The 23,360-nt window shown below is 70.6% G+C and carries 16 protein-coding genes and 1 pseudogene; 9 read left to right on the top strand and 8 right to left on the bottom strand.

The annotated features are described in order from the left end of the window. Positions 1-39 precede the first annotated feature (39 nt). From AB0D27_RS16080 to galE, 3 genes are all read left to right on the top strand, one after another. The gene (locus tag AB0D27_RS16080) at positions 40-1,305 is read left to right on the top strand and encodes a glycosyltransferase 87 family protein (RefSeq protein ID WP_362508043.1); all 1,266 of its coding nucleotides are present in this window, start codon (positions 40-42) and stop codon (positions 1,303-1,305) included. 55 nt (positions 1,306-1,360) lie between these two features. Further along, positions 1,361-2,956: a glycosyltransferase family 2 protein gene (locus AB0D27_RS16075; RefSeq protein WP_362508197.1), complete on the top strand. Its 1,596-nt coding sequence runs from the start codon at positions 1,361-1,363 to the stop codon at positions 2,954-2,956. A 109-nt stretch (positions 2,957-3,065) separates the two neighbouring features. Beyond that, positions 3,066-4,046, top strand: coding sequence for a UDP-glucose 4-epimerase GalE (galE, locus tag AB0D27_RS16070; protein WP_362508040.1), 981 nt, complete (start codon positions 3,066-3,068; stop codon positions 4,044-4,046). Here galE and AB0D27_RS16065 read toward each other — a convergent pair. Next, positions 4,043-4,960, bottom strand: a complete 918-nt coding sequence (locus AB0D27_RS16065) for an oxidoreductase (RefSeq protein ID WP_362508037.1) — start codon at positions 4,958-4,960, stop codon at positions 4,043-4,045. The genes galE and AB0D27_RS16065 overlap by 4 nt on opposite strands. 98 nt (positions 4,961-5,058) lie before the next feature. Here AB0D27_RS16065 and AB0D27_RS16060 point away from each other — a divergent pair, with 98 nt between their 5' ends. Then, on the top strand, positions 5,059-5,679 hold the full coding sequence (locus AB0D27_RS16060) for a TetR/AcrR family transcriptional regulator (protein WP_362508035.1): 621 nt from the start codon (positions 5,059-5,061) through the stop codon (positions 5,677-5,679). Here AB0D27_RS16060 and AB0D27_RS16055 read toward each other — a convergent pair. The 3 genes and pseudogenes from AB0D27_RS16055 to AB0D27_RS16045 all read right to left on the bottom strand — a co-directional run bounded on the left by AB0D27_RS16055 (position 5,676) and on the right by AB0D27_RS16045 (position 7,416). After that, positions 5,676-6,359, bottom strand: coding sequence for a methyltransferase domain-containing protein (locus tag AB0D27_RS16055; protein WP_362508032.1), 684 nt, complete (start codon positions 6,357-6,359; stop codon positions 5,676-5,678). The two genes, AB0D27_RS16060 and AB0D27_RS16055, sit on opposite strands and share 4 nt — an antisense overlap. Positions 6,360-6,537: 178 nt before the next feature. Further along, a pseudogene (locus tag AB0D27_RS16050) lies at positions 6,538-6,757 on the bottom strand (histidine kinase); the annotation flags it as partial. Between the two features lie 32 nt (positions 6,758-6,789). Continuing rightward, the gene (locus AB0D27_RS16045) at positions 6,790-7,416 is read right to left on the bottom strand and encodes a TetR/AcrR family transcriptional regulator (RefSeq protein WP_362508029.1); all 627 of its coding nucleotides are present in this window, start codon (positions 7,414-7,416) and stop codon (positions 6,790-6,792) included. Positions 7,417-7,587: 171 nt separating this feature from the next. Between AB0D27_RS16045 and AB0D27_RS16040 the strand changes: the two genes are divergently transcribed. Both AB0D27_RS16040 and AB0D27_RS16035 read left to right on the top strand, forming a co-directional pair. Beyond that, the gene (locus tag AB0D27_RS16040; protein WP_362508026.1) at positions 7,588-8,502 is read left to right on the top strand and encodes an ABC transporter permease; all 915 of its coding nucleotides are present in this window, start codon (positions 7,588-7,590) and stop codon (positions 8,500-8,502) included. Further along, positions 8,495-9,316: an ABC transporter ATP-binding protein gene (locus AB0D27_RS16035; RefSeq protein WP_362508023.1), complete on the top strand. Its 822-nt coding sequence runs from the start codon at positions 8,495-8,497 to the stop codon at positions 9,314-9,316. The genes AB0D27_RS16040 and AB0D27_RS16035 overlap by 8 nt, the downstream gene beginning before the upstream one ends. Positions 9,317-9,358: 42 nt before the next feature. Here AB0D27_RS16035 and AB0D27_RS16030 read toward each other — a convergent pair whose 3' ends face one another. Genes AB0D27_RS16030 through AB0D27_RS16020 form a run of 3 tightly spaced genes read right to left on the bottom strand, consistent with a single transcriptional unit; the run spans position 9,359 to position 13,921 of the window. Beyond that, positions 9,359-10,510, bottom strand: coding sequence for a glycosyltransferase (locus AB0D27_RS16030; protein ID WP_362508020.1), 1,152 nt, complete (start codon positions 10,508-10,510; stop codon positions 9,359-9,361). Continuing rightward, entirely contained in the window at positions 10,507-13,398 is a 2,892-nt protein-coding gene (locus tag AB0D27_RS16025) for a CDP-glycerol glycerophosphotransferase family protein (protein WP_362508017.1), read from the bottom strand. Before AB0D27_RS16025 ends, AB0D27_RS16030 begins: the two co-directional genes overlap by 4 nt. 37 nt (positions 13,399-13,435) lie before the next feature. Then, positions 13,436-13,921, bottom strand: a complete 486-nt coding sequence (locus AB0D27_RS16020) for a GtrA family protein (protein ID WP_362508014.1) — start codon at positions 13,919-13,921, stop codon at positions 13,436-13,438. A gap of 201 nt (positions 13,922-14,122) precedes the next feature. Between AB0D27_RS16020 and AB0D27_RS16015 the strand changes: the two genes are divergently transcribed. Together AB0D27_RS16015 and AB0D27_RS16010 are read left to right on the top strand one after the other, a co-directional pair. Beyond that, positions 14,123-15,124 carry a serine/threonine-protein kinase gene (locus tag AB0D27_RS16015; RefSeq protein ID WP_362508011.1) on the top strand — a complete coding sequence of 334 codons (1,002 nt, stop codon included), beginning with the start codon at positions 14,123-14,125 and terminating at the stop codon, positions 15,122-15,124. Between the two features lie 87 nt (positions 15,125-15,211). Beyond that, positions 15,212-17,014 (top strand): serine/threonine-protein kinase, encoded by a 1,803-nt coding sequence (locus AB0D27_RS16010; RefSeq protein ID WP_362508008.1) that lies wholly within the window; start codon positions 15,212-15,214, stop codon positions 17,012-17,014. A gap of 65 nt (positions 17,015-17,079) precedes the next feature. Here AB0D27_RS16010 and AB0D27_RS16005 read toward each other — a convergent pair whose 3' ends face one another. After that, positions 17,080-22,032, bottom strand: coding sequence for an NAD-glutamate dehydrogenase (locus AB0D27_RS16005; protein WP_362508006.1), 4,953 nt, complete (start codon positions 22,030-22,032; stop codon positions 17,080-17,082). 593 nt (positions 22,033-22,625) lie between these two features. Between AB0D27_RS16005 and AB0D27_RS16000 the strand changes: the two genes are divergently transcribed. After that, on the top strand, positions 22,626-23,192 hold the full coding sequence (locus AB0D27_RS16000; protein WP_362508003.1) for a DJ-1/PfpI family protein: 567 nt from the start codon (positions 22,626-22,628) through the stop codon (positions 23,190-23,192). The last annotated feature ends 168 nt before the right edge of the window (positions 23,193-23,360 follow it).

The raw sequence follows: 23,360 nt of genomic DNA, 5'->3' as shown, positions 1-23,360 counted from the left end.
GCCTCACGATCCATACATGCGGTTTACGATCCGGCCTTGATGAGCGCCTCGAAGAAACAACACAGCCTGCTCGCCCTCGCCTGGCTGGCCACCCGCGCCCTGATGCTGTGGCTGCTCGCCCACGACGACCTCGTCCTGCTCGGCCGGGGCGGGGTCTCGCGCGAGGTGGGCCACCTGTACTTCCGCTGGTACGGCGTCCTGTCGCACGGCACCTTCCCGGCGGGCGACCGGCTGTGGCAGTACCCGCCGGGCGCGGGCCCGGTGCTGCTGGCGCCCGGGCTGCTGCCGGCGCTGACGTACTTCACGGCCTTCGTGGTCCTCACCCTCGCCACGGACGCCGTCATCACCTGGGCGCTGGCCCGCGCGGGCGGACGCCCGGGCCGCAGCCTGCGCGGCGCCGCCCTGTGGATCCTGGCCCTGCCGCTCCTCCTGCATGTCCCGCTCGCCCGGTACGACGTCCAGGTCACCGCGTTCGCCGTCATCTCCTTGTTGACGTTGTCGCGCTCCACGCGCGCGTGCGGCGCGTTCGCCGCGATGGGGGCCCTGGTGAAGGTCTGGCCCGCGCTGATCCTGATCGGCACCCCCAGGGGTCGCACGACCCGGGAGATCTGGACGTCGGCGGCGGTCACGGCGGCCGCGCTGCTCGTGGTCCTGGCGGCTGTCTTCGGCAGCCCCTTCGACTTCCTGCGCCAGCAGGGCGGCCGGGGCGTGCAGATCGAGTCGCTCGGAGGCACGGTGCTGGGTTTCGCGCGCCGCGCGGGGTGGCCCGGGAGGGTGCGCTACCAGTACGGCGCGATGGAGTTCGTGGGCCCGTACGTCTCCGAGGTCGCCGCCGCCTCGCTGGCCCTGACGGTCGCCGCGTTCGGGCTGCTGCTGCTGTGGCGGGTGCGGGCACGGCACTGGACGGCGGCGACCCCGTACGACGCGGCGCTCGCCGCCGTGCTGCTGTTCACGGTGACGAGCCGGGTGATCAGCCCTCAGTACATGGTGTGGCTGCTCGGCCTGTCCGCCGTCTGTCTGACCTCGCGGCACACCACCCAGCGCCCGGTGGCCGCGCTGATCGTGGTGGCGACGGCGATCAGCTCGGTCGCGTACCCCGCCCAGTACGGGGAAGTCGTCCACAGCACCTGGACGGGGTGCCTGCTGATGCTCGTACGCAACGGGCTGCTGGCGACGGCCGCGGGGCTGTCCTTTACCCGGTTGTGGCGGTCGGGGACCTCCAAGACCGCCACAGACCGGGCGCAAACCGGCGGGCTCTCACGGAACCCGCACCCGATTCCTGCCGTCTTCCGCACGAGACCCTAAGCAGCTCTTAACGGAAAATTACTCGCAACACCTACGATTCCGGCCCGTGGATCCCATGAACCCTCACTCCTCGCAGGTCAGTGTCGTCGTCATCGGGTATGACGATGCCCCCCATGTGGCCGACGCCGTGCGCTCTGCGCTCGCGCAGGGCCCGGCCGTCCGCGAGGTGATCGCCGTGGACGACTGTTCGACGGACGGCAGCGCGGCCCTCCTCGACGGCCTCGCCGCCGAGGAGCCACGGCTGAGAGTGATCCACCGGCCGGTCAACAGCGGCGGCTGCGGCAGCCCCCGCAACGACGGGATCGACGCCGCGGCGGCGCCGTACGTGATGTTCCTGGACAGCGACGACGTGCTGCCGCCCGGCGCGGTGGACGCGCTGCTCGCGGCGGCGACCGGGCAGCGCGCGCAGGTCGCGGCCGGACTGTGCGTGCGCCGTGAGCTGCCCTCGGGCCGCGAGATCCCCTGGGAGCGCGCGCTCTACGCGAAGCCCGCCCTCGTCTCCCACCCCGCGCGGCGCACCCGCCTGGTGCACGACACGCTCTGCGTCAACAAGCTGTACCGCACCGACTTCCTGCGCGAGCACGGCATCCACTTCCCCGAGGGCCGCTTCCCTTACGAGGACTTCGTCTTCACCGCGCGCGTACTGGCCGCGGGACCGCGCATCGCGCTCATCCCCGACACGGTGTACGTCTGGCACGTGCGGCGCACGGCCGCCCGGCTGTCCATCTCGCTCGACCGCGCGGACGTCGACAACTGGCGGGCGCGGACCGAGGCGAACCAGGCCGCCTACGAGATCCTCCTCGGCGCGGGTGAGAAGGGGCTCGCGCGGGCGGTGCACGCCAAGTTCCTCGACCACGAGCTGCGGATGTACACGCGCGAACTGGAGCAGCGCACTCCCGAGTACCGCCGCGCGTGGTGGGACCTCACGCGCGCGTACCTGTCGACGTTCGACGCGGCCGACTTCGCCGTCAATCCGACCGCTCCCGGCCGCCTCGTCGCCCGCGTCGTGCTCGCCTCGCCGGCACCCCGCGACCTGCCCCGCCTCAAGGAACTCGCGGCCCGCCCGGCCCGGCTGCTCCCGCCGTACGCCCGCGCCTCCGACTCCACCCCCATCTGGTCGACCGACCTTCCCCAGGTCCCGGTGGACCACTTCCTGACGCGCCCCGCGCATCTGCTGCCCCTCGCCGTCGACGCGGAACTGCGGCCACGCGCGCGTGGCGCCCGGCTGCAGGTGCGTCTGCACGAGCTGTACGGGCGGGTGGCCGAGGCGGGTCCGGCCTCGGTGGAGGTGGAGTTCGTGCACCGGGAGGAGGGCCGTGTGGGGCTGCACCTCGAGGCGGTGCTCGTCCCGGACCGGTATGGCGACCTGTGGTCGGCCACCACTTCGGTGGACCTGTCGGCGCTGGGGGCGGGCACATGGGACCTCAGTGTCATGGTCCGCTTCCGTGAGGGCACGAGCCGGGAGGTCACCGCGCACGCGCTCGCGGGTCCCGGTTTGCTGCGCCGCAGCGCGGTCCCGGACGTCCGCCGCGGCGTCCTGCTGGTGCAGCCGTACCGCACGCACGCGGGCGCGCTGGCCCTGCGTACGGCGCCCGGATGGCGAGGAATGACCGAAGTGGTACGCCGTCGGCTCGGCCGCCTGCTTCACTGAGACCCTGTGTCCGCCCCGGTCCACCCGGCCGGATCCGGACGCAGACCCCGACACGCGACCGAACGACACCCGCACCACCACGAGCTCACTGACAAGGGGACGTCCGCACATGACCTGGCTGATCACCGGCGGCGCCGGCTACATCGGGGCGCATGTCGTCCGCGCGATGCTCGACGCGGGCGAGCGGGCCGTGGTCTACGACGACCTGTCCACGGGTATCGCGGAGCGGGTGCCGTCGGACGTCCCGCTGGTGGTCGGCTCGACTCTGAACGGCGAGCGGGTGGCAGGCGTGCTGCGGGACCACTCCGTCACCGGCGTCGTCCACCTGGCCGCGAAGAAGCAGGTCGGCGAATCGGTCGACCTTCCCCTGCACTACTACCGGGAAAACGTCGAGGGCCTGCGTGTCCTGCTGTCCGCGGTGACCGACGCCGGGGTCCCCTCCTTCGTCTTCTCCTCCTCCGCCGCCGTGTACGGCATGCCGGACGTCGACCTCGTGACGGAGGAGACACCGTGCGTGCCGATGAGCCCGTACGGCGAGACGAAGCTGGCGGGCGAGTGGCTGGTCCGCGCGACGGGCCGCGCCACCGGCCTGTCCACCGCCTGCCTGCGGTACTTCAACGTGGCGGGAGCGGCCACACCGGAACTCGCCGATGTGGGCGTCTTCAACCTGATCCCCATGGTCTTCGAGAAGCTCACGGAGAACGCGCCCCCGCGCATCTTCGGCGACGACTACACCACCCCCGACGGGACATGCGTCCGCGACTACATCCACGTGGTCGACCTCGCCGAGGCCCACGTGGCCGCGGCCCGCGCCCTGCGGGAGTCTCCCGGCACCGGCCTGACCCTCAACATCGGCCGCGGCGAAGGCGTCTCGGTCCGCGAGATGATCGACCACATCAACGCCCTTACCGGCTACGACCGCCCACCGGTGACCACTCCCCGCCGCCCCGGCGACCCGGCCCGCGTCGTCGCCTCCGCCGACCGCATCGCCACCGAACTGGGCTGGAACGCCAAGTACGACGTCCAGGACATGATCACGTCGGCGTGGGAGGGGTGGGTACGGCTGCATCCGGGGGCGGCGCGCGGTTAGACCCTCGCCTTCGCCCCGCTCAGCTGGGGGAACGTGACGCCGGTCAGCTCCTCGGAGGCCTGCCACAGGCGGACCGCGGAGACCGGGTCACTGGCGGCGGCCGAGCGGCCGACGAGCGTCGGTCCGCCGCGCAGCTCGCCCAGCCCGTCCGGTCCCGCATAGCTCGCGCCGGGCAGATCCTGCGTCGCGGCGTACAGCGTGGGCAGGGCGCCGGCCTTGTTGTCCTGGGCGATGAACCGGTTGCCCACCGCCATCAGGGTGCGTCGCACCACGCTGGCGTCACCGCCCTGCAGGTTGGTGGCGGCCCAGCCGGGGTGCGCGGCGAGGGCTCGTACGGACGACCCCGCGGCGGCGAGGCGGCTCTGCAGTTCCAGGGTGAACAGCAGATTGGCGAGCTTGGACTGGCTGTAGGCCGTCATGGGCGCGTACTCGCCCGCCAGGTTCAGATTGTCGAAGTGGATGTGGTTGGTGCGGGGAATCCTGTGGGCCCCGGAGGCCACCGTGACCACCCGGTCGGTGACATGGGGCAGCAGCAGGTTGGTCAGGGCGAAGTGCCCCAGGTGATTCGTCCCGAACTGCATCTCGAAGCCGTCCTTGGTGCGGGCCTCGGGGATGTTCATGACGCCGGCGTTGTTGATCAGCAGGTCGAGATCGCCGTGCCAGGAGCCGGCGAACTCCCGCACCGACGTGAGATCCGCCAGGTCCAGCCGGCGCACCTCGACGCTGCCCTCGACGGTGCGCGCGGCGGCCTCGCCGCGCTTTGGGTCCCGTACGGCGAGGACGACATGGGCGCCCGCCCGGGCCAGGGCGTCGACGGTGGCGATGCCCAGGCCGCTGTTGGCGCCGGTGACGACGGCGGTGCGGCCGGTCTGGTCGGCGATGTCGCTTGCGTTCCACTTCTGAGGCTTGGCCATGGCAGCAATGTAGGCGCCGCCCACAATGCTGTCAATGACAACAATGATGGCATCGACAACTATGTAGCCATCGGTCACATCGCGGCTAGACTGCGGCCATGCACACCCGCCCTCGCCGCTACCACCACGGAGACCTGCGCGCCGCGCTGCTGAGTCGCGCCGAGGAGACACTCAAGGAGAAGGGCCCGGCCGCCCTGTCCCTGCGCGAACTGGCCCGCGACCTCGGCGTCAGCCACGCCGCGCCGAGCCGCCACTTCAAGGACAAACAGGCCCTGCTGGACGCGCTCGCCCTAGGCGGCTTCGACCGCCTCGGCGAAGCCCTGGCGGCCTCCCAGGAAACGGTGGGCGAGTCCTTCGCCGACCGGCTCGGCGCCCTGGTCCGCGCCTACATCGGCTTCGCCACCGCCAACGCGGAACTGCTCGACCTGATGTTCTCGATCAAGCACGACCCGGCCGCCTCCGATGCCCTGGTCAAGGCTTCCCAGGGCATGTCCGTACTGGCACTACGCGTGATCGAGGACGGCCAGCGCCGGGGCGAGGTCCGCGAGGGGCCCGTGGAGAGCATCGGCACCCCGGTCTTCACCACCCTCCACGGCTTCGCCACCCTCGCCGTCAGCGGCACACTGCCCGCCGGGACGCTGGCCACGGCGCTGGAGTACGTCATCGCCCACACGCTCCGGGGCTGCGCCCCGGACGTGCCCCAACCGCCGCGCGTCTAGTCCTTCACGGCGAGGAACCCGAACAGGTCCGCAACGCCGCCCGGGCCCGCCTCGGCCGTGCACACCAGCCGCAGGCCGGCTTCCGCAGCCGCGTTGAGGAGGTCCGCGAGCGGGAGATGCCAGGCGCCGACTCGGGCCCGGACGCCCGCCGGGTTCCACGCGTCGAAGGTGCGGGACCGGTCGTCGTACCGCTCGTCGAGCAGGACCCTCGGCCGGTCGCTCCAGTCGGCGAACGCGCCGATGAAACACGGGTGCACGCCGAGGTGCAGCAACCGTCCGCCGGGTCGCAGCACCCGGGCGATCTCACGCAGGACGGCGGCGTAGTCGGGCACATCGGTGTGGGCCAGCACGCACGCGGCGGCGGGCACGGAAGCGTCGGCGAACGGCAGGGCGGTCGCGTCGGCCACGGCGACCGGCAGCCGCCGTACCGCATGCCGCAGTTGACCTACCGACAGGTCGACGCCCACCGGGGTCCATCCCAGTCCGGCCAGCGCTGCCGCGTGGGCACCGGTGCCGCAGCAGATGTCCAGGCACGTCCCCTCACCCGGTCCCAGCAGCTCCTCGAGCGTGGCGTGCACTCGCCGGATGTACTCGCCGCCCGCCGTCGGCGACATGAACTCGTTGTACCAGTCGGCGTGTTCGTCGTACGTCGCTGTCGTCCCTGCCCTCTCGGCTCCCATGCCGTCGAGGCTAGGTACGGCGCCCGAGGGGGCGGGGGATGTTCGCTGAGGGCGTCGGCTCCTGCTGCCCTCACCACTCCCTGTTGAGGTACGCCAACACCGCCAGCATCCTGCGATGTCCGCTGCGCGTGGACGGCAGGCCGAGTTTCTGGAAGACATTGCCGATGTGTTCGCTTACGGCGCTTGCCGCGAGCGCCCGTACCGCGCCCGCGAGGCTCCGGTCGGTGAGGATCGGAGGGTGGATGCCGCGCACCACGTGCCGCAGCTGCGTGAGGGCCGCCTCGGCCCTGGCCCCGAGCGTCGTCGAGGAGTTTGCGCGCGGCCTCCGGGTCGCGGTCGTACGCCCGTTTCGCGAGACCGATGCGCATCGAGAGGGAGACCAGGCGGGCCTGCGTGCCGCGTCCTCAAGGGCCGCCGGGCGAACGCCTGATCACAGCGCCGCGAGCGCGGCCGCCGTCGCCCGGGCCAGACTCGCCAGGTATCCCTTGGGCAGCTTGGGGCCGCGGACCACGACCGCCCGCCAGTACAGCGGGCCGGACATCAGGTCGAGCGCGAGTTCCTGGTCGATGTCCTCGCGGACCTCACCCCGCGCGGCCGCCGCCGCGACGATCCCGCTCGCCACACTCTGCTGGCCCTCGCGCAGCGCCTTCTGCATGGCATCGGCGATCTCGGGGTTGCGGGCCGCCTCGGCCTGGAGGTCGGGGATGATCTGGCCGGCGACGGGGTGGCGCAGGGCGCGTGAGGTGACCTCGTACAGCAGCCGCAGGTCGCCTTCCAGGGAGCCCGTGTCAGGGGCGGGCAGTCCCTGGACCGCGACGGCGGAGACCAGGTCGAGGACCAGGTGGAGCTTGGAGCGCCAGCGCCGGTAGACGGCGGTCTTGCCGACACCCGCGCGGCGCGCGATGCCCTCGATGGACATCCGGGCATAGCCGACGGCGGCGAGTTCCTCGAAGACGGCGGCACGGATGGCTTCGGTCACATCCTCCCGCAGGACAGCCGCCCCGGCGGGGGCCCTTCGGCGCGGCCGCGTCTTGGGGGCATCGGCGTTCGTCGTCATACCGCCCAGCATAGGCCGTTACGACGAAACGGTTGCGTTCCGACGTTGAGAAGGCCTACGCTCCCGTTGCGACGATACGGTCCCGTCCCGACGTAAGAAGACGGCAAAAGCGACGTAAGAAACGTCAAGGACGGACCCCGCGCACTCCACCCCCGAGCGAAAGCAGCGGATGTGAGCCAGGTCCTCCACACACCGCCCCCCACGTCGGTCTCCCCCGCCGATGACTCCGCGGCGCTCGCCGCCCGGTACGGCCTCACCGTCAGCGGCGCCCGGCCGACCCTGCCCGCGTACGTCCGCCAGCTGTGGGCGCGGCGCCACTTCATCACCGCCTTCGCCACGGCCAAGCTCACCGCTCAGTACAGCCAGGCGAAGCTCGGCCAGGTCTGGCAGGTGATGACCCCGCTGCTGAACGCGGCGGTCTACTACTTCATCTTCGGCATCCTGATGGGCACCAGCAAGGGCGTGCCGGACTTCATCCCGTTCCTGGTCACCGGCGTCTTCGTGTGGACCTTCACGCAGAGCTCGATCATGGCGGGCACCCGCGCGATCTCCGGAAGCCTGGGGCTCGTCCGCGCCCTGCACTTCCCACGCGCCGCGCTGCCGGTGTCGTACGCCATCCAGCAGCTTCAGCAACTGCTGTTCTCGATGGCCGCACTGGTCGTGATCCTGCTCTGCTTCGGGGTGCCGGTCACGATGTCCTGGCTGCTCGTCGTCCCCGCGCTCACCCTCCAGTTCACGTTCAACGCGGGCGTGGCGATGGTCATGGCCCGAATGGGCGCCAAGACGCCGGACATCGCGCAGCTGATGCCGTTCCTGCTGCGCACCTGGATGTATGTATCGGGTGTCATGTGGAGCATCGAGAAGATGCTGAAGCACCAGCACCTGCCGCACGCCGTCCTGCTCTCGCTCCAGTGCAACCCGGCCGCCGTCTACATCGACCTGATGCGGTTCGCGCTGATCGACAGCTTCCACGCGCACCAGCTGCCGCCGCACGTGTGGGTGCTGGCCACGGGCTGGGCGCTGGTCGCCGGCGTCGGCGGTTTCATCTACTTCTGGAAGGCTGAGGAGACGTACGGCCGTGGCTGACATCATCACCAAGACGTACGAAGACGCCCCGGCGGGCACCGCCGACCCCCGCGTCCCCACCGTCATCGCCGACCGCGTCGACATCGTCTACCGGGTCAACGGCACCGGCGCCGGCCGGGGCAGCGCCACCGCCGCCCTCAACCGCATCCTGCGCCGCGGGAAGGCCGAGCAGGCGGCGGGCGTCCGCAAGGTGCACGCCGTCAAGAGCGTCTCCTTCACGGCCTACCGCGGCGAGGCCATCGGCCTGATCGGCACCAACGGCTCGGGCAAGTCGACCCTGCTCAAGGCGGTCGCGGGCCTGCTCCCGGTGGAGAACGGCAAGATCTACACCGACGGCCAGCCCTCGCTCCTCGGCGTCAACGCGGCCCTGATGAACGACCTCACCGGCGAGCGCAACGTCTACCTCGGCGGCCTCGCGATGGGCATGTCCCGCGAGCAGGTCCGCGAGCGCTACCAGGAGATCGTCGACTTCTCCGGCATCAACGAGAAGGGCGACTTCATCACGCTCCCCATGCGGACGTACTCCTCCGGCATGGCCGCCCGGCTGCGCTTCTCCATCGCCGCCGCCAAGGACCACGACGTCCTGATGATCGACGAGGCCCTGGCGACCGGCGACCGCTCCTTCCAGAAGCGCTCCGAGGCCCGCATCCGGGAGCTGCGCAAGAGCGCGGGCACCGTCTTCCTGGTCAGCCACAACAACAAGTCGATCCGGGACACCTGCGACCGGGTGCTGTGGCTGGAGCGCGGCGAGCTGCGCATGGACGGGCCCACCGAGGAAGTACTCAAGGAGTACGAGAAGTTCACGGGCAAATAGGTCGGGCGCACCGCGGGGCCTCCCCTCAGGCCCCGCGGTGCGTCACCGCTCCAGGAACGCGAACAGCTCCTCCCAGCGCCGTACGATCTCCTCCGTCGTATAGCGCTGGATGTTCGCCCGCGCCGCCTCGCCCATGGTGTCCCGCAGCTCCTTGTCGGACATCAACGTGTCGAGTCTGCGGGCGAGTTCGCCGGTGTTGCCGAGGGCGGCGAGGAGGCCGTCCTCGCCGTCGTGGACGATCTCGTGGACGCCGGGCGCGCAGTCGAAGGCGGCGCACGGGAGGCCGGTCGCCATGGCCTCCATGAGGGCGAGCGGGAAGCCCTCGCCGCGGGAGGAGAGCACGAAGACGGAGCCGCCGCGCAGCGCGCCGGGTACGTCGCTCGTCCGGCCCATCCACTCGACGGAGGCGTCGAGTCCGAGCGCCGTGCACTGCTTCTTCAGGATCTCCTCGTCCTCGCCGGAGCCGTAGATCCGCAGTCGCCACTCGGGGTGGTGCGGCGCGACCTCGGCCCAGGTGTCGAGGAGCATGTCGATGCCCTTCTGGTCGTGCAGCCGGCCGACGCTGACGACGACGTTCTCGGTGCGCGGCGACGGCACGTCGGGCATGAACGGGAGCGGGTTCGGCATGAAGGAGGCGTTGTTCATCCCCTGTCCGATCCACCGGTCGGCGTCCTCACGGGTGAGCGCCAGCATCCGGTCGACGTCCTTGTAGTGCCTCTGCACCCGCCCGAAGCGCGAGGTCGCCTTGGAGTACTCGAAGGACTCGTGGCTCATGCCGATGACGGTCAGACCGGTCGTGTCGGCGAGCTCCACCCACTCCATGGCCCACACCTGCGTGACGATCACGACGGCGCCGGGGCGCGCGGCACGCAGCAGCGCCGTCAGCTTGGCGGCGCGCTCCCGCATGCCCGCCGCCCGCTCGGCGCGCAGCCTGCGCTCGGCGACGTCGAGCCGCCCCCTCAGCCCGCGCACCGGTGCGACGCGCGGCGGGTGGACGTCGTACAACGTCGTGGTGGGGTACGGCACCTCGCCCAGCTCCTGCGCGACGGCCGGCTCGGTGATGCCGACGACGTGCACGCGGTGGCCGCGCTCGGTGAACAGGCGGGCCATCTGGTGCGACCAACTGGTCACCCCGCCCAGTTCGTTGACACTGTTGGAGACGAAGAAGACGTCCCGCTGGGGATGGTCGATCATCCACGCCTCCACTGCGCGAAGAACTCGTCGACGATGCTGCGGGCCGCCGTGCCCCTGTCGTACTCACCGAACTCGGCGGTGAACTGCTCCCGTCTGGCCGAGTACTTGGTCATCTGTTCCTCCAACGAGCCGAGGACCGCGTGCAGTTCGTCCTCGGTGCGGACGACGGGTCCTGGCGCCCGCTCCAAGAGGTCGAAGTAGGTTCCGCGGCCTTCGTGCACGTACTCGTCGTAGTCGTAGGCGAAGAAGAACATCGGCCGGTCCAGGAGCGCGTAGTCGAACATCACCGACGAGTAGTCGGTGATCAGTCCGTCGGCGAGCGCCAGCAGCGGGGTCATGTCGTGGTGCGCGGTGACGTCGATGACGCGGCCGCGCACCGAGGGCGGCAGCACGACGTGGTTGAGGTAGTGGGAGCGGACCAGGAGGACATAGCGGTCGCCGAAGGTGTCGGCGAAGCGCTCCACGTCGAAGGGCAGCTCGAACCGCCGTTGCCCCTGCCCGCCGCCGCGTTGCCGGAAGGTCGGGGCGTAGAGCAGAACCTGCCGGTCCTCGGGGATCCCCAACTCGGCTGCTAGCGGCCCTCGTTCACGGCCCCCCGTGGCCGCCTCCCGCTCCTTGGCCGCCACCAGCTCGTCGTTGCGCGGGTAGCCCACCCGCAGCAGCGTGCGCTCCTGGAGCCGGAACGCCCGCGCGAGGGTGCGCACATCGTGCTCGGAGCGGATCAGGAACCGGTCGAACCGGTCAAGGGTGCGCTGCTGCTCGGCCTGCTCCTCGCGGGACTTGAGCTTCCACTCCGGTTCGTCGAAGCCCATCCGCTTGAGCGCCGAACCGTGCCAGGTCTGGATGTACGTGGTCTCGGGCCGCTTGGTGAGCTTCAGCGGGTAGCTCTGGTTGTCGACCCAGAACTCGGCCTGGGCGAGGGCCCTCAGATAGGGCAGCGACCAGCGGCGTACGAGGGTGGCGTCGGCGGGGAACCCGTCCGCACTGCCCGCGTACGCCCACACCGCCTCGAACTCCAGGCCCTGGCGCCGCATCTCCTCGTAGATCGCCTTCGGGCTGTCGCTGTACTGCCTGCCCAGATGGCTCTCGAAGACGACGAGGCCCTTCTTGACCGGCAGCCGGCTGAACACCTCGTGGTACAGCCTGACTTTGCTGTCCCCGGAGGTGAGCTCCTTGCGCAGCCGCTTGGCCTTGCGGTAGCCGGACTTGGCGAGGACACCGGCCCGGCCGTGCACCCCGCGCTGAAGGAGTTCGTTCGCCTTCTTGTCCGGGACCAGCCGGAAGGAGAGATGGCCGCGCGAGGAGACCACCGGCTCGATACGGTCGGCGACCAGACGGGTGAGGCGGGGCCGGACGGGCGAGCGGCCCGCGACCAGGCCGGGTTCGGCGGCCGTGAGCCGGGTCGTGGTGCGTACGCCGTCCACCTCGAGATGGAGTCGTACGTCCCACACGGCGTCCACGATGCCCAGCGGCCGTACGGCCGTCAGGTCCGTCGAGGCCTCCCAGGCGAGGGTCTCGCCCTCGTGCCGCACGCTCGCCACCGGGAAGCGGAACGTCTGGAAGCGCACGCCCGGGCGGCGGGCGTAGAACTCCAGCTGTCCGGCGAGCCGGGCGCCGGGCGGGATCACGCCGAGCGGGTTGGTGACGCGCCCGGCGAGCCGGACGGTGCCGCCGCTGAGCTCGTACGAGCTCAGCACGTTGCGCAGGAACATCCTCTCGACCGGCTTGGCGTGATAGCCCAGTTCGGTGACGTCGAGGACGTGGCGGCCGAAGGGATCGTCGAGGTGCTCGGCACACCAGTACACGCGCCCGTCGCGCTCGACGAGCGGCGAGGAGATCTTGTCGCGGTTGGTGAGCGTGTCCACGGCGGGCAGCAGGTTGTCCCAGTCGCCCAGCTGGAGGAGATAGGCGCAGATGGCGTGGATGGGCTCGGTCTCGTCGAAGGCGGCCCGGTCGATCGACTCCAGGTACTGGCGGGCGATCGCGGCGAACTCCTGCCGGTAGGACGCGTCCCGGAAGGGCAGCTCCCGCAGATGCAGCACGAGGTCATGCTTGAGCCACTTGACGTCCTTGGCGAACTTCAGCCCCAACAGGCCATTGTCCGCGAGGAGTTGGTCGACCCGGCGGTGGATCTCCATGCGGTGCGTGAAGTTGGCGATCTCGTCGCGGCGGTTACTGATGGACTTCGCCGCCGTCTTCTCGACGACGCGCCAGTCGTAGACCCGGTTGGGGATGAGGGCGATGCGGCGGGCGGCCACATACGCCTGGGCGGAGAAGAGCAGGTCCTCGTAGTGGATGCCGACGGGGAACTGGAGCCCCTCATCGAGCAGGAACCGCCGGCGGTAGCACTTGTTCGTCGACAGGGTGTCGAAGACCAGCAGGTCCGGCAGCTCGGAGATCGACTCCAGGGTGCGGGTGCGCTCGTACAGCCAGGGGTACCACTTGACTTCCTTGCCCGTGCGCGAGTCGACGTGCACGCGCACGCACAGCCCCGAGACGAGGTCGGCGCCGGTGTTCTCGGCGGCCTCCAGCATGTTGCGGCAGGCGTTGCGCTCCAGAACGTCGTCGCTGTCGAGGAAGACGACATAGTCGCCCCGCGCCTCGGCGACGCCGCGGTTGCGGGGGGCGCCGCAGCCGCCGCTGTTCTCGGGCAGCTGGAAGGCGCGTACGCGGTCGGGGTGCTCGGCGGCCAGCCGCCGGGCCGTCTCGTACGAGCCGTCCGTGCTGCGGTCGTCGACGATGACGACCTCGACGCCGTGCAGCGTCTGGTCCAGAACGGAGCGCACGGCCGTGGGCAGCCGGGCCGCGTCGTTGTAGACGATGACGACGACGGAAACGGCGGGTACGGCCTCGGACAGGGCGTGCGCATGGCGCTGATCCACATTCATCCTATTAATCGTAGACATGGGGGCAGGTTGCGCGGCGTTATCGACCGTGCTTCGCGTGTTGGAACACCCACGTCCGGTACACCACGAAGCGGAATGCCGAGGCCAGGACGATCGACAGTGCCTTGGCGAGGTTCGAGCCGAAGGGGCCGCTCATACCCAGGCCGTGATAGCCGACGTAGAACAGCGCACTCTCCATGACGACGCCGAGGCCGCTGAACCCGAAGAAGAGGGCGATCTGCCGCCGGGTGCGCGAGGCCCGGTCCCGGTAGGCGAAGAAGCGGAAGCCGGCGTAGTTGGTGCCTATGGCGACGCAGCTGGCGATCACCGTGGCGGCCATCGGGGCCCAGTTCAGACCGTGCAGCAGAAGGTTGAAGAAGAGGATGTTGACCGCGACTCCGCTGCCGCCGACAACCGAGAACCGGGCCAATTCGAGAGCGAGCCGACGGGTCCTCGTGAACGCCCGGGGGCGGATGGCGGGCCGGGTGGCCACAGGCGCCCGCCCCTCGGAGAGGTGCACTGTCACGGGTCCAAGTCCTCCACACGTCTGTCCGACAATCGGGCCAACCCTAGCCCAAATGTCCCTTTTAGCAGCAATAGGTAAGTCCCAGAGGCGATTTTCCCTAGGGATCGGAAAGAAACCGTTGGTATCGGAAAGAAAGCCGCCCGCTACCCCGTACGCCCGCGCGATACGCTCCCCCCGCACCGACAGAGCGGGGGCCGACTTATGCCGGGCGCGGTACCGAAGCCGCTGCGGGCCGAGGATCCACGGGAGATCGCGGGATACCCGCTGCACGCGCGGATCGGCGAGGGCGGCATGGGCACCGTCTACCTCTCCCGCACCCGGGGCGGCCAGCCCGTCGCCCTGAAGCTGGTGCGCCGCGAGTACGCGGACGACCCCGTCTTCCGCGAGCGCTTCGCCCGCGAGGTGGCCGCCACCCGCCGGGTCTCCGGCTACCACCTGGTCCCCGTCGTCGACCACGACGCGACCGCCGAGCGCCCCTGGCTCGCCACCCGGTACGTGCCCGGCGTCCCCCTCGACCAGGCCCTCAAGACGCACGGCCCGCTCCCCGCCCCCACCGTGCTCCAGCTGCTCGCCTGCGCCGCGTCCGCGCTGCACGCCGTGCACACGGCCGGGGTGATCCACCGCGATGTGAAGCCCGGCAACCTGCTGCTGGCCGCCGACGGCCCCTGGCTGCTCGACTTCGGCATCGCTCGGGCCGCGGGCGTCACCACGCTCACCACCGTGGGCCGGCTGATCGGCACCCCGCGCTACATGTCCCCGGAACACGCCCTCGGGCGCCCCGTCACCGCCGCGGGCGACGTCTTCACCCTCGGCCTGGTCGCCGCCGAGGCGGCCACCGGCCGCCACCCCTACGGCCACGGCAACGGCCTCGCGATCGCCGCACGCATCGCGGGCACGGACCACGAGCCGCCCACGCTGGACGGCCTACAGCGGCCCCTCCTCGATGTCCTGCGGCGCTGCCTCACCGCCGACCCCGCGGCACGCCCCTCCGCCGCCGCGCTCGCCGAGCACTGCGCGGGAGCGGCCCGCCGCGACGTCCGCGACTTCGCGGGCTGGCTGCCGGGCCCGCTCGCGGCCGAGGTGACCGCCGTGGAAGGGTTCGGCTCCCTCGCGGAGGCCCCGACGGTACGCGCACTGCCGCCGACAGCCCCGCTGACGGTGCGGGACGAGGAGTGGCGCAGGCGGGTGCGCGGGGAGCGCTGAGGGTCCGGCCGTTACCGCCGAACGGGTGGGCACAGCCACCGACGCCGGGTGCCGTATAAGCTCTGTCCCGCCTCGGAAGGGGCAGCAGTGGCACAGGAGTTGGCACGATACGGGGAGGCTCCCATCACCACGCACACCGGCGACATCCTGAGCCCGCTGGGTCCCCAGGATCCGCGCGAGACGGCCGGCTACCGGCTGGCGGCCAGGATCGGCGAGGGCGGCATGGGCACCGTCTACCTCTCGCACACCCGGGGCGGCCAGCCCGTCGCCCTGAAGGTGATCCGTCGCGAGTACGGCCAGGACCCGGACTTCCGGCGCCGTTTCGAACAGGAGGTCCAGGCGGCCCGGCGCGTGCAGGGCTACCACATCGTGCCGGTGGTCGACCACGACACGAGCGGCGAACTGCCGTGGCTGGCCTCGGTGTTCATCCCCGGCATCCCGCTGCACGAAGCGCTCGTGGCGTTCGGCCCGCTGCCGCCCGCCGCCGTCTTCCAGCTGGTCGGCTGCACGGCCCGCGCGCTGTCCGCGATCCACGCGGCGGGAGTCGTCCACCGCGACCTCAAGCCCAGCAACATCCTGCTGGGCGCGAAAGGCCCGTACGTCATCGACTTCGGTATCGCCCGCGCCGCCGACGCCACCCAGCTCACCCAGTCCGGCGGGCTGATCGGCACCCCGCAGTACATGTCGCCCGAGCACGCGCTGGGCGAGCCGGTCGGACCGGCCACGGATGTGTTCTCGCTCGGCCTGATCGCGGCGGTCGCGGCCACCGGACGCCACCCGTACGGCGACGGCGGCGCCATCACCATCGCCGCGCAGATCGCCAACACGGCCCAGCGCCCCCCGCAACTGTCCTCCTACGACGAGCGGTTGCGACCCCTCCTCGAACGCTGCCTCACGGCCGACCCCGCCCAGCGCGTCGGCACCGAGGAACTGGCCGCGCTGTGCCAGGAGTTGGCGGGCCGTGGCCTGAGCGACTTCAACGGCTGGCTGCCGGCACCGCTGACCGCGGAGATCGCGCGCCGCGAGCAGGCGGCCCAGGCCCCGCCCCAGCCGACGGCCCCACAGATGCCGTCCGCACCGCCGTCCGTGCCTCCGGCCACTCCCCCGCCGTCCACCGGCTTCGGCCCGCCGACACCGTCACCGTCCACCGGCTTCGGCCCGTCGGCGCCGCGCCCCGCGACCGGCTACGGCCCGCCGCCGTCCGATCCCCACACCTACCACCTCGCCCCGGCCCCCGCCGCTCCGTCGCGCCGCCGGGTCCGTACGGCCCTGATCGCCGCCGCCCTCGTCGTCGCCGTCGGCGCGGGCGCGGGCACGGCCGTGTGGCTGCTGGGCAAGGACAAGGGCGGCAGCGCGAACGAGTCCAAGGGCCAGGGCAGGCAGACGACTTCGGCGCCCGCTCCGACCAAGTCGCAGCAGGGCGAAGGCGGTTCACCGTCCCCGGAGGAGTCCGAATCGGTGCTTGCCGCCGCGACGTATGAGCAGGTCTTCGCGGGCAAGGCATTCACCATCCGCAGGCCCGAGAGTCCGAACACCAACTACGTCGACTTCGACGAGCCGAAGGTCGACACCGAGTCCACCATGGCCTCCGATCTGCGGGACATGACCGTCGAGAACGCGCAGTGGGACTTCGAGACGACGATGGGCAAGAGCGCGGGCGCCTCGGCCGAGCAGTGCCATGAGGGCGCGAAGACGGATGTGCTGCCCAACACCGTGGCCTCCACCGAGTTCGGCGAGAAGCGGCTCATCAGCGAGGGCACCCGGCTGTGCACCGTCACCAAGGACGGCAACCTCGCCATGTACGAGATCACCGGTCTGACGCCGGGCGACTACAGCTGGGAAGTGCCCTCCGTCACGGGCACGATGACCCTCTGGAAGATCAGCGAGTAGGCCGCGTACGTGAGCGGGGGCGCCCCGAGCCGTTTCGGCCCGGGGCGCCCCCATGGTCGTACCTCTTACGAATGCGTCCGCAGCAGTGTGCGCATCGTCCGCATCGCGACCGACAGGTTCGCCAGGTCGAACGAGTCGGAGCCCTTGATCTCGTCCAGGGTGGTGCGGGCCCGGCCCAGGATCGCCGCGTTCTTCTCCTCCCAGGCCTTGAAGCGCTGCTCGGGAGTCGAGGTGCCGTTGCCCACCGCCAGGACGTCTGCCGTGAGCGCCGCGTGGGCCGCGTACAGGTCCTCGCGGATCGAGGCGCGGGCCATGGACTGCCAGCGGTCGGCGCGCGGGAGCTCGATGATCCGGTCCATCAGCTGGGTGATGCCGAGGCGGTCGGCGATGTCGTAGTAGACCTCGGCGACGTCCATCGGGTCCTTGCCCGTGCGGTCGGCCACCGAGACGATGTCCAGCGCCGGGAAGGCGGATGAGAACCCGGCCACCCGAGTGGCGAGTTCGTCCGGTACGCCGGCGCCCGACAGCTCGTCGTAGATCTGCTGGTACCACTCCAGATCCGTGCCGCGCAGCAGCTTGGGCAGCTGCGACCAGACCTGCTCGACACCCTCGCTGAAGAAGGTGATCGTCTCGGCGAGCTGGAGCGGCTGCGGCCGGTTGTTGAGCAGCCAGCGCGTGCCACGCTCGACGAGGCGGCGCGAGTGCAGCCGGATCCGGGTCTGCACGTCGGCGGCGACGACATTGTCGAGCGCCTCCACCGCGTCCCACACAGCGCTGGAGTTGAAGATCGTGCGGGCCGCGGTCTGCGCCCGGACGATCTCCTCGAGCGAGGCGCCGGTTTCCTCCCGGAGGCGGTGCAGGAAGCTCGTACCGCCCGTGTTGACCGTGTCGTTGACCAGGACGGTCGTCACGATCTCGCGGCGCAGCGCGTGCGCGTCGATCTGCTCGCGGAACTTCTCGCGCAGCGCCGTCGGGAAGTACGCGTGCAGCAGGCCCTGCAGATACAGGTCGTCGGGCAGCGAGGTGGCGAGCAGCTCCTCGGCGACCGTGATCTTCGTGTAGGCGAGGAGGACGGCCGTCTCGGGGCCGGTCAGGCCCTGCCCGGAGTTGAGCCGCTCACGGATCTGCCGCTCGGTCGGCAGGAACTCCAGAGCGCGGTCGAGGTGCCCTTCCCTGACCAGGTGGCGGATGAACCGCTGCTGGGCGTGGAGCATGCTCGGCGACTGGGCGAGCGCGTTGGCGATCGCCACGTTCTGCGCGTAGTTGTTGCGCAGGACCAGCTGGCCGACCTCGTCGGTCATCTCGGCGAGCAGTTTGTTGCGCTGCTTGACGGTCAGATCGCCGTTGGCCACCACCGCGTTGAGCAGGATCTTGATGTTCACCTCGTGGTCGGAGGTGTCCACGCCGGCGCTGTTGTCGATCGCGTCGGTGTTGATCTTGCCGCCGTGCTGGGCGAACTCGATCCGGCCGAGCTGGGTCAGGCCCAGGTTGCCGCCCTCGCCGACGACCCGGACGCGCAGATCGGCGCCGTCCACCCGGATCGCGTCGTTGGCCTTGTCGCCGACGTCCGCGTGCGATTCGACGGACGACTTCACATACGTACCGATGCCGCCGTTCCACAGCAGGTCGACCGGCGCCTTGAGGATCGCCTTCATCAGATCGGCCGGGGTCATCTTGGCGACAGCGGCCTCGATGCCGAGGGCCTCGCGGATGTGCGCGTTGATCGGGATGGCCTTGGCGGTACGGGGGAAGACGCCGCCGCCGGACGAGATCAGCGCGGTGTCGTAGTCGGCCCAGGAGGAGCGCGGCAGCTCGAAGAGGCGGCGGCGCTCCGCGTACGACGTCGCCGCGACCGGCTCCGGGTCGATGAAGATGTGCCGGTGGTCGAAGGCGGCGACCAGGCGGATGTGCTCGGAGAGCAGCATGCCGTTGCCGAACACGTCGCCGGACATGTCGCCGACGCCGACCACGGTGAAGTCCTGCGTCTGGGTGTTGACGCCCAGCTCCCGGAAGTGCCGCTTCACGGACTCCCAGGCGCCGCGGGCGGTGATGCCCATCTTCTTGTGGTCGTAACCGGCCGAGCCGCCGGAGGCGAAGGCGTCGCCGAGCCAGAAGTTGTAGCTCTCCGCGACCTGGTTGGCGATGTCCGAGAAGGTCGCGGTGCCCTTGTCGGCGGCAACGACGAGGTACGTGTCGTCCTCGTCGTGGCGGACGACGTCGAACGGGGGCACGACTTCCCCGCCGACCATGTTGTCGGTGATGTCGAGCAGCGCGGAGATGAAGGTCCGGTAGCTGCGGATGCCCTCGGCCATCCAGGCGTCGCGGTCCACGGACGGATCGGGCAACTGCTTGGCGACGAAGCCGCCCTTGGCGCCGACGGGCACGATGACGGTGTTCTTCACCATCTGCGCCTTGACCAGACCGAGGATCTCGGTGCGGAAGTCTTCCCTTCGGTCGGACCAGCGCAGACCGCCGCGCGCGACCTTCCCGAACCGCAGGTGCACACCCTCGACACGCGGCGAGTACACCCAGATCTCGTACGCCGGTCGCGGCGCCGGAAGATCCGGGATGGCCGTCGGGTCGAACTTCATGGAGACGTACTCGTGCGGCTTGCCGCCCAGCGCCTCCTGGAAGAAGTTGGTGCGCAGCGTCGCCTTGATGAGGTGCAGGAAGGACCGCAGGATCCGGTCCTCGTCGAGCGAGGCGACCTGGTCGAGGGCGGCGTCCAGCTCCTCCAGCAGGGCGTCGGTCAGCTCGACACCGGCGCGCTGGCGATCCGGCGACATCCGCGCCTCGAACAGCGAGACGAGCAGCCGGGTGGTGTGGACGTTGTTGCGGAGGGTGTCCTCCATGTAGTCCTGGCTGAAGGTGGAACCGGCCTGGCGCAGGTACTTGGCGTACGCGCGCAGCACCACCGCCTGCCTCCAGTTCAGCCCGGCGCTCAGCACGAGGGCGTTGAAGCCGTCGTTCTCGGCCTGTCCGGTCCAGGTGGCGGCGAAGGCCTCCTGGAACCGCTCGCGGCCGTCGTCGCCGAGGTAGTCGCCGTTGCCGGCCAGGGACTTGGGCAGGCGCAGCCCGAAGTCGTAGATCCAGGCGGTCGTACGGTCCGAGCAGCGCAGCTCGTACGGCCGCTCGTCGGTGACCTCGACGCCCATGCGGTTCAGGGCGGGCAGCACCGCGGAGAGCGAGACCTGTGCGCCGGTACGGTAGATCTTGAAGCGGCGCTCGCTGGGCGCGGCGCCCACCGGCTCGTACAGGCTGAGCGCGAAGTCCTTGCTGTGTTCGCGCTGGTCGAGCGTGAGCTGCTCCAGGTGGACCAGGTCGGAGACGGCGGCGCGCGGGGTGTGGTCGGCCTTGTAGCCCTCGGGGAAGGCGTTGCCGTAGCGGCGCAGCAGCTCGGCGGCATGCTCCTCGCCGCACTCGGCGGTCAGCGCCTCCGCGAAACCGTCGGCCCAGGAACGGGCGGCCTCCACGAGCCGCGCCTCGATGCGCTCCTTGTCGGCGTCGGACAGCTGCGGCAGCTCGGTGCCCGGCGGGACGCGGACCACGAAGTGCAGCCGGGACAGGATCGACTCGGTGTTCCAGGCCGTGAAGTCGACGCTGGTGCCGCCCAGCTCCTCCTTGAGGATGTCGATGATCCGCAGGCGCACGCCGGTGGTGTAGCGGTCGCGCGGCAGGTAGACGAGGGCCGAGTAGTAGCGCCCGTACTCGTCCTGGCGCAGGTACAGCCGCAGCCGACGCCGCTCCTGCAGGTACAGGACGGACGTGACGATCGAGCGGAGCTCGTCTGCGGGGGTCTGGAACAGCTCGTCGCGCGGGTACGTCTCCAGGATCTGGAGCAGGTCGCGCCCGTCGTGGCTGTTGGGCGAGAACCCGGCGCCGCGCAGGACCTCCTCGACCTTGCGGCGGACGACGGGCACCCGGCGCACCGACTCGGTGTACGCGGCGGAGGAGAAGAGGCCGAGGAAGCGCCGCTCACCGACGACGTTCCCGTGCTCGTCGAACTTCTTCACACCGACGTAGTCGAGGTACGACGGCCGGTGCACGGTCGCGCGGCTGTTGGCCTTGGTCAGCACGAGGAGCTTGTGCTCGCGGGCCTTGGCGCGGGCGTCGGCGGGCAGCCGCTCGAAGGACGGGCTGACGGGGTGGGTGTCGTCGACGCCGCTGTGGTGCGGGTCGGAGCGCAGGATGCCCAGTCCGGTGCCGGGGACGGCCGCGAGCGAGTCGTCCTCGCGCAGCTCGTACTCCCGGTAGCCCAGGAAGGTGAAGTGGTCGTCCGCGAGCCAGCGCAGCAGCTCCCGGGCCTCCTCGACCTCCTGGTCGCGCAGGTCGTCCGCGGTCGGTTCCTTGGGCAGCTCGTCGGCGATGCGCAGCGCCGAATCGCGCATCTTCTCCCAGTCCTCGACGGCCTCACGGACATCGGACAGGACACGCAGCAGGTCGGCGGTGATCTGCTTCAGATCGGCGCGGTCGGTCTCGCGGTCGATCTCGACGTGGATCCAGGACTCGACGTGCGCGTCGTGCGGCAGCTCGTCGGCGGTGGGCCGTCCCGGCAGCACCTCGATGAGCTTGCCGGTCACATCACGCCGTACGACGAACTGCGGGTGGATGACGACGTGGATACCGCGGCCCTGGCGCGACAGCTCGTTCGTGACCGAGTCGACGAGGAAGGGCATGTCGTCGGTGACGACCTCGACGACGGAGTGGCTGCAGGTCCAGCCGTTCTCCTCGACGGTCGGCGTGTGGACCCGCACATTGGCCGTGCCCTGGGGGCGGTTCTCGGCCAGTCGGTAGTGGGAGAAGGCGGCACCGAAGATATCGACCGGGTCGCGGTCGGTGAGGTCCTCCGGGGCGGTGTGCAGGTAGTAGCGCTGGAGGAACGCGAGCACGGTGTCCCGGTCGGGTGTGCCCTCGCCCGTCGTCCCAGTCGGTAGGTGCCCCCCGACCGGGCTGTTCTCAGCTACCCGGGCGGCCCTCTCGAGCAGCTCGGCCTTGGCTTCGTCCAGCTTGGTCTGCATTGTCCTCTGGCTCCTGTCGCGCGCCGTTGCGTGACGTTGAAGGAAATACGGTCTCGTCGCTTCCGACGTAACGCCGTGACGCGGGGTGTCCGGTCTGCTCCGACGCTATGCCGCAAGGTGAGATGAGCGGGGGGTTATCGGCCATTCTCGGCACCCCCGGGGACTGTGACGCTGCTCTCGGCGACGTCCGTTCCCGGAGAGTCCTCGGCGTAGGGAGGGCGTTTGCCGCCACCCCGGCCCGCCCGCGAAGATCAGCGATCGCCGCCCGGTCACGGATGTCGTCCGTGCTCACCGGGCGCAGGGCAGGGGCGACGATGCCCCCGCGAGATATCGCGCTGATCACGCCACAAGGCTATCGCTCCCCACCCGGGGCCCGTCATGAGCCGTATGTGTACAAAACCGGGGGTGGAACTTTGACAGTATGCACAGGGACGAAAGGGACGGGAGTCGCGTACGTAGCGTGGGCGATCGTGCCTCCCCGCACGCCCGGTGCCCGAAAGGCGTAGGCCCCCTTGGCAAGACCTCCCCGGGGAGGCACGTTGACGAGGACGGCCCACACAAGCGCACCCCCGCCTGACAGGAGCATCAGCGACATGACAGCGAAGATCCTGATCGTCACCGGCGACGCGGCGGAATCCCTGGAGGTCCTGTACCCCTACCAGCGCTTGCGCGAGGAAGGCTACGAGGTCCACATCGCCGCCCCCTCCCGCAAGAAACTCCGCTTCGTCGTCCACGACTTCGAACCCGGCTTCGACACGTACACGGAGAAGCCCGGCTACACCTGGCCCGCCGACCTCGCCTTCGCGGAGGTCGATCCCGGCCAGTACGCCGCCCTCGTCATCCCCGGCGGACGGGCCCCGGAGTACCTCCGCAACGACCCCGAACTCCGCAAGATCCTCAAGTCCTTCTTCGACACGGACAAGCCGGTGGCCCAGATCTGCCACGGCCCCCTCCTCACGGCGGCGGTGGACGCCCTGCGCGGCCGGCGCGTCACGGCGTACCCCGCCCTGGAACTGGACATGCAGGCGGCCGGCGCGACCTTCCAGGACGCGGAAACGGTGGTGGACGGCACACTGGTCTCCGCCCGCGCCTGGCCGGACCACTCCCGCTGGATGCGCGAGTTCCTCACGGTGCTGCGCGCGAAGGCGCCGGTGAGCTGAGCCGTCTCAGCCCGTCGTGGGGCCCCCGCTCGAGCGAAGCCGAGAGTGGGGGAGTTCGAGGACGAGCGCGACAGCGCGACAGCGCGACAGCGCGACAGCGCGACAGCGCGACAGCGCGACAGCGCGACAGCGCGACAGCGCGACAGCGCGACAGCGCGACAGCGCGAC

It is taken from the genome of Streptomyces sp. NPDC048415 (assembly GCF_040651675.1).
Taxonomy (GTDB): domain Bacteria; phylum Actinomycetota; class Actinomycetes; order Streptomycetales; family Streptomycetaceae; genus Streptomyces.
The sequence above is the reverse complement of the archived record's forward strand: the minus strand, read 5'-3'. Positions and strand labels throughout refer to the sequence as shown.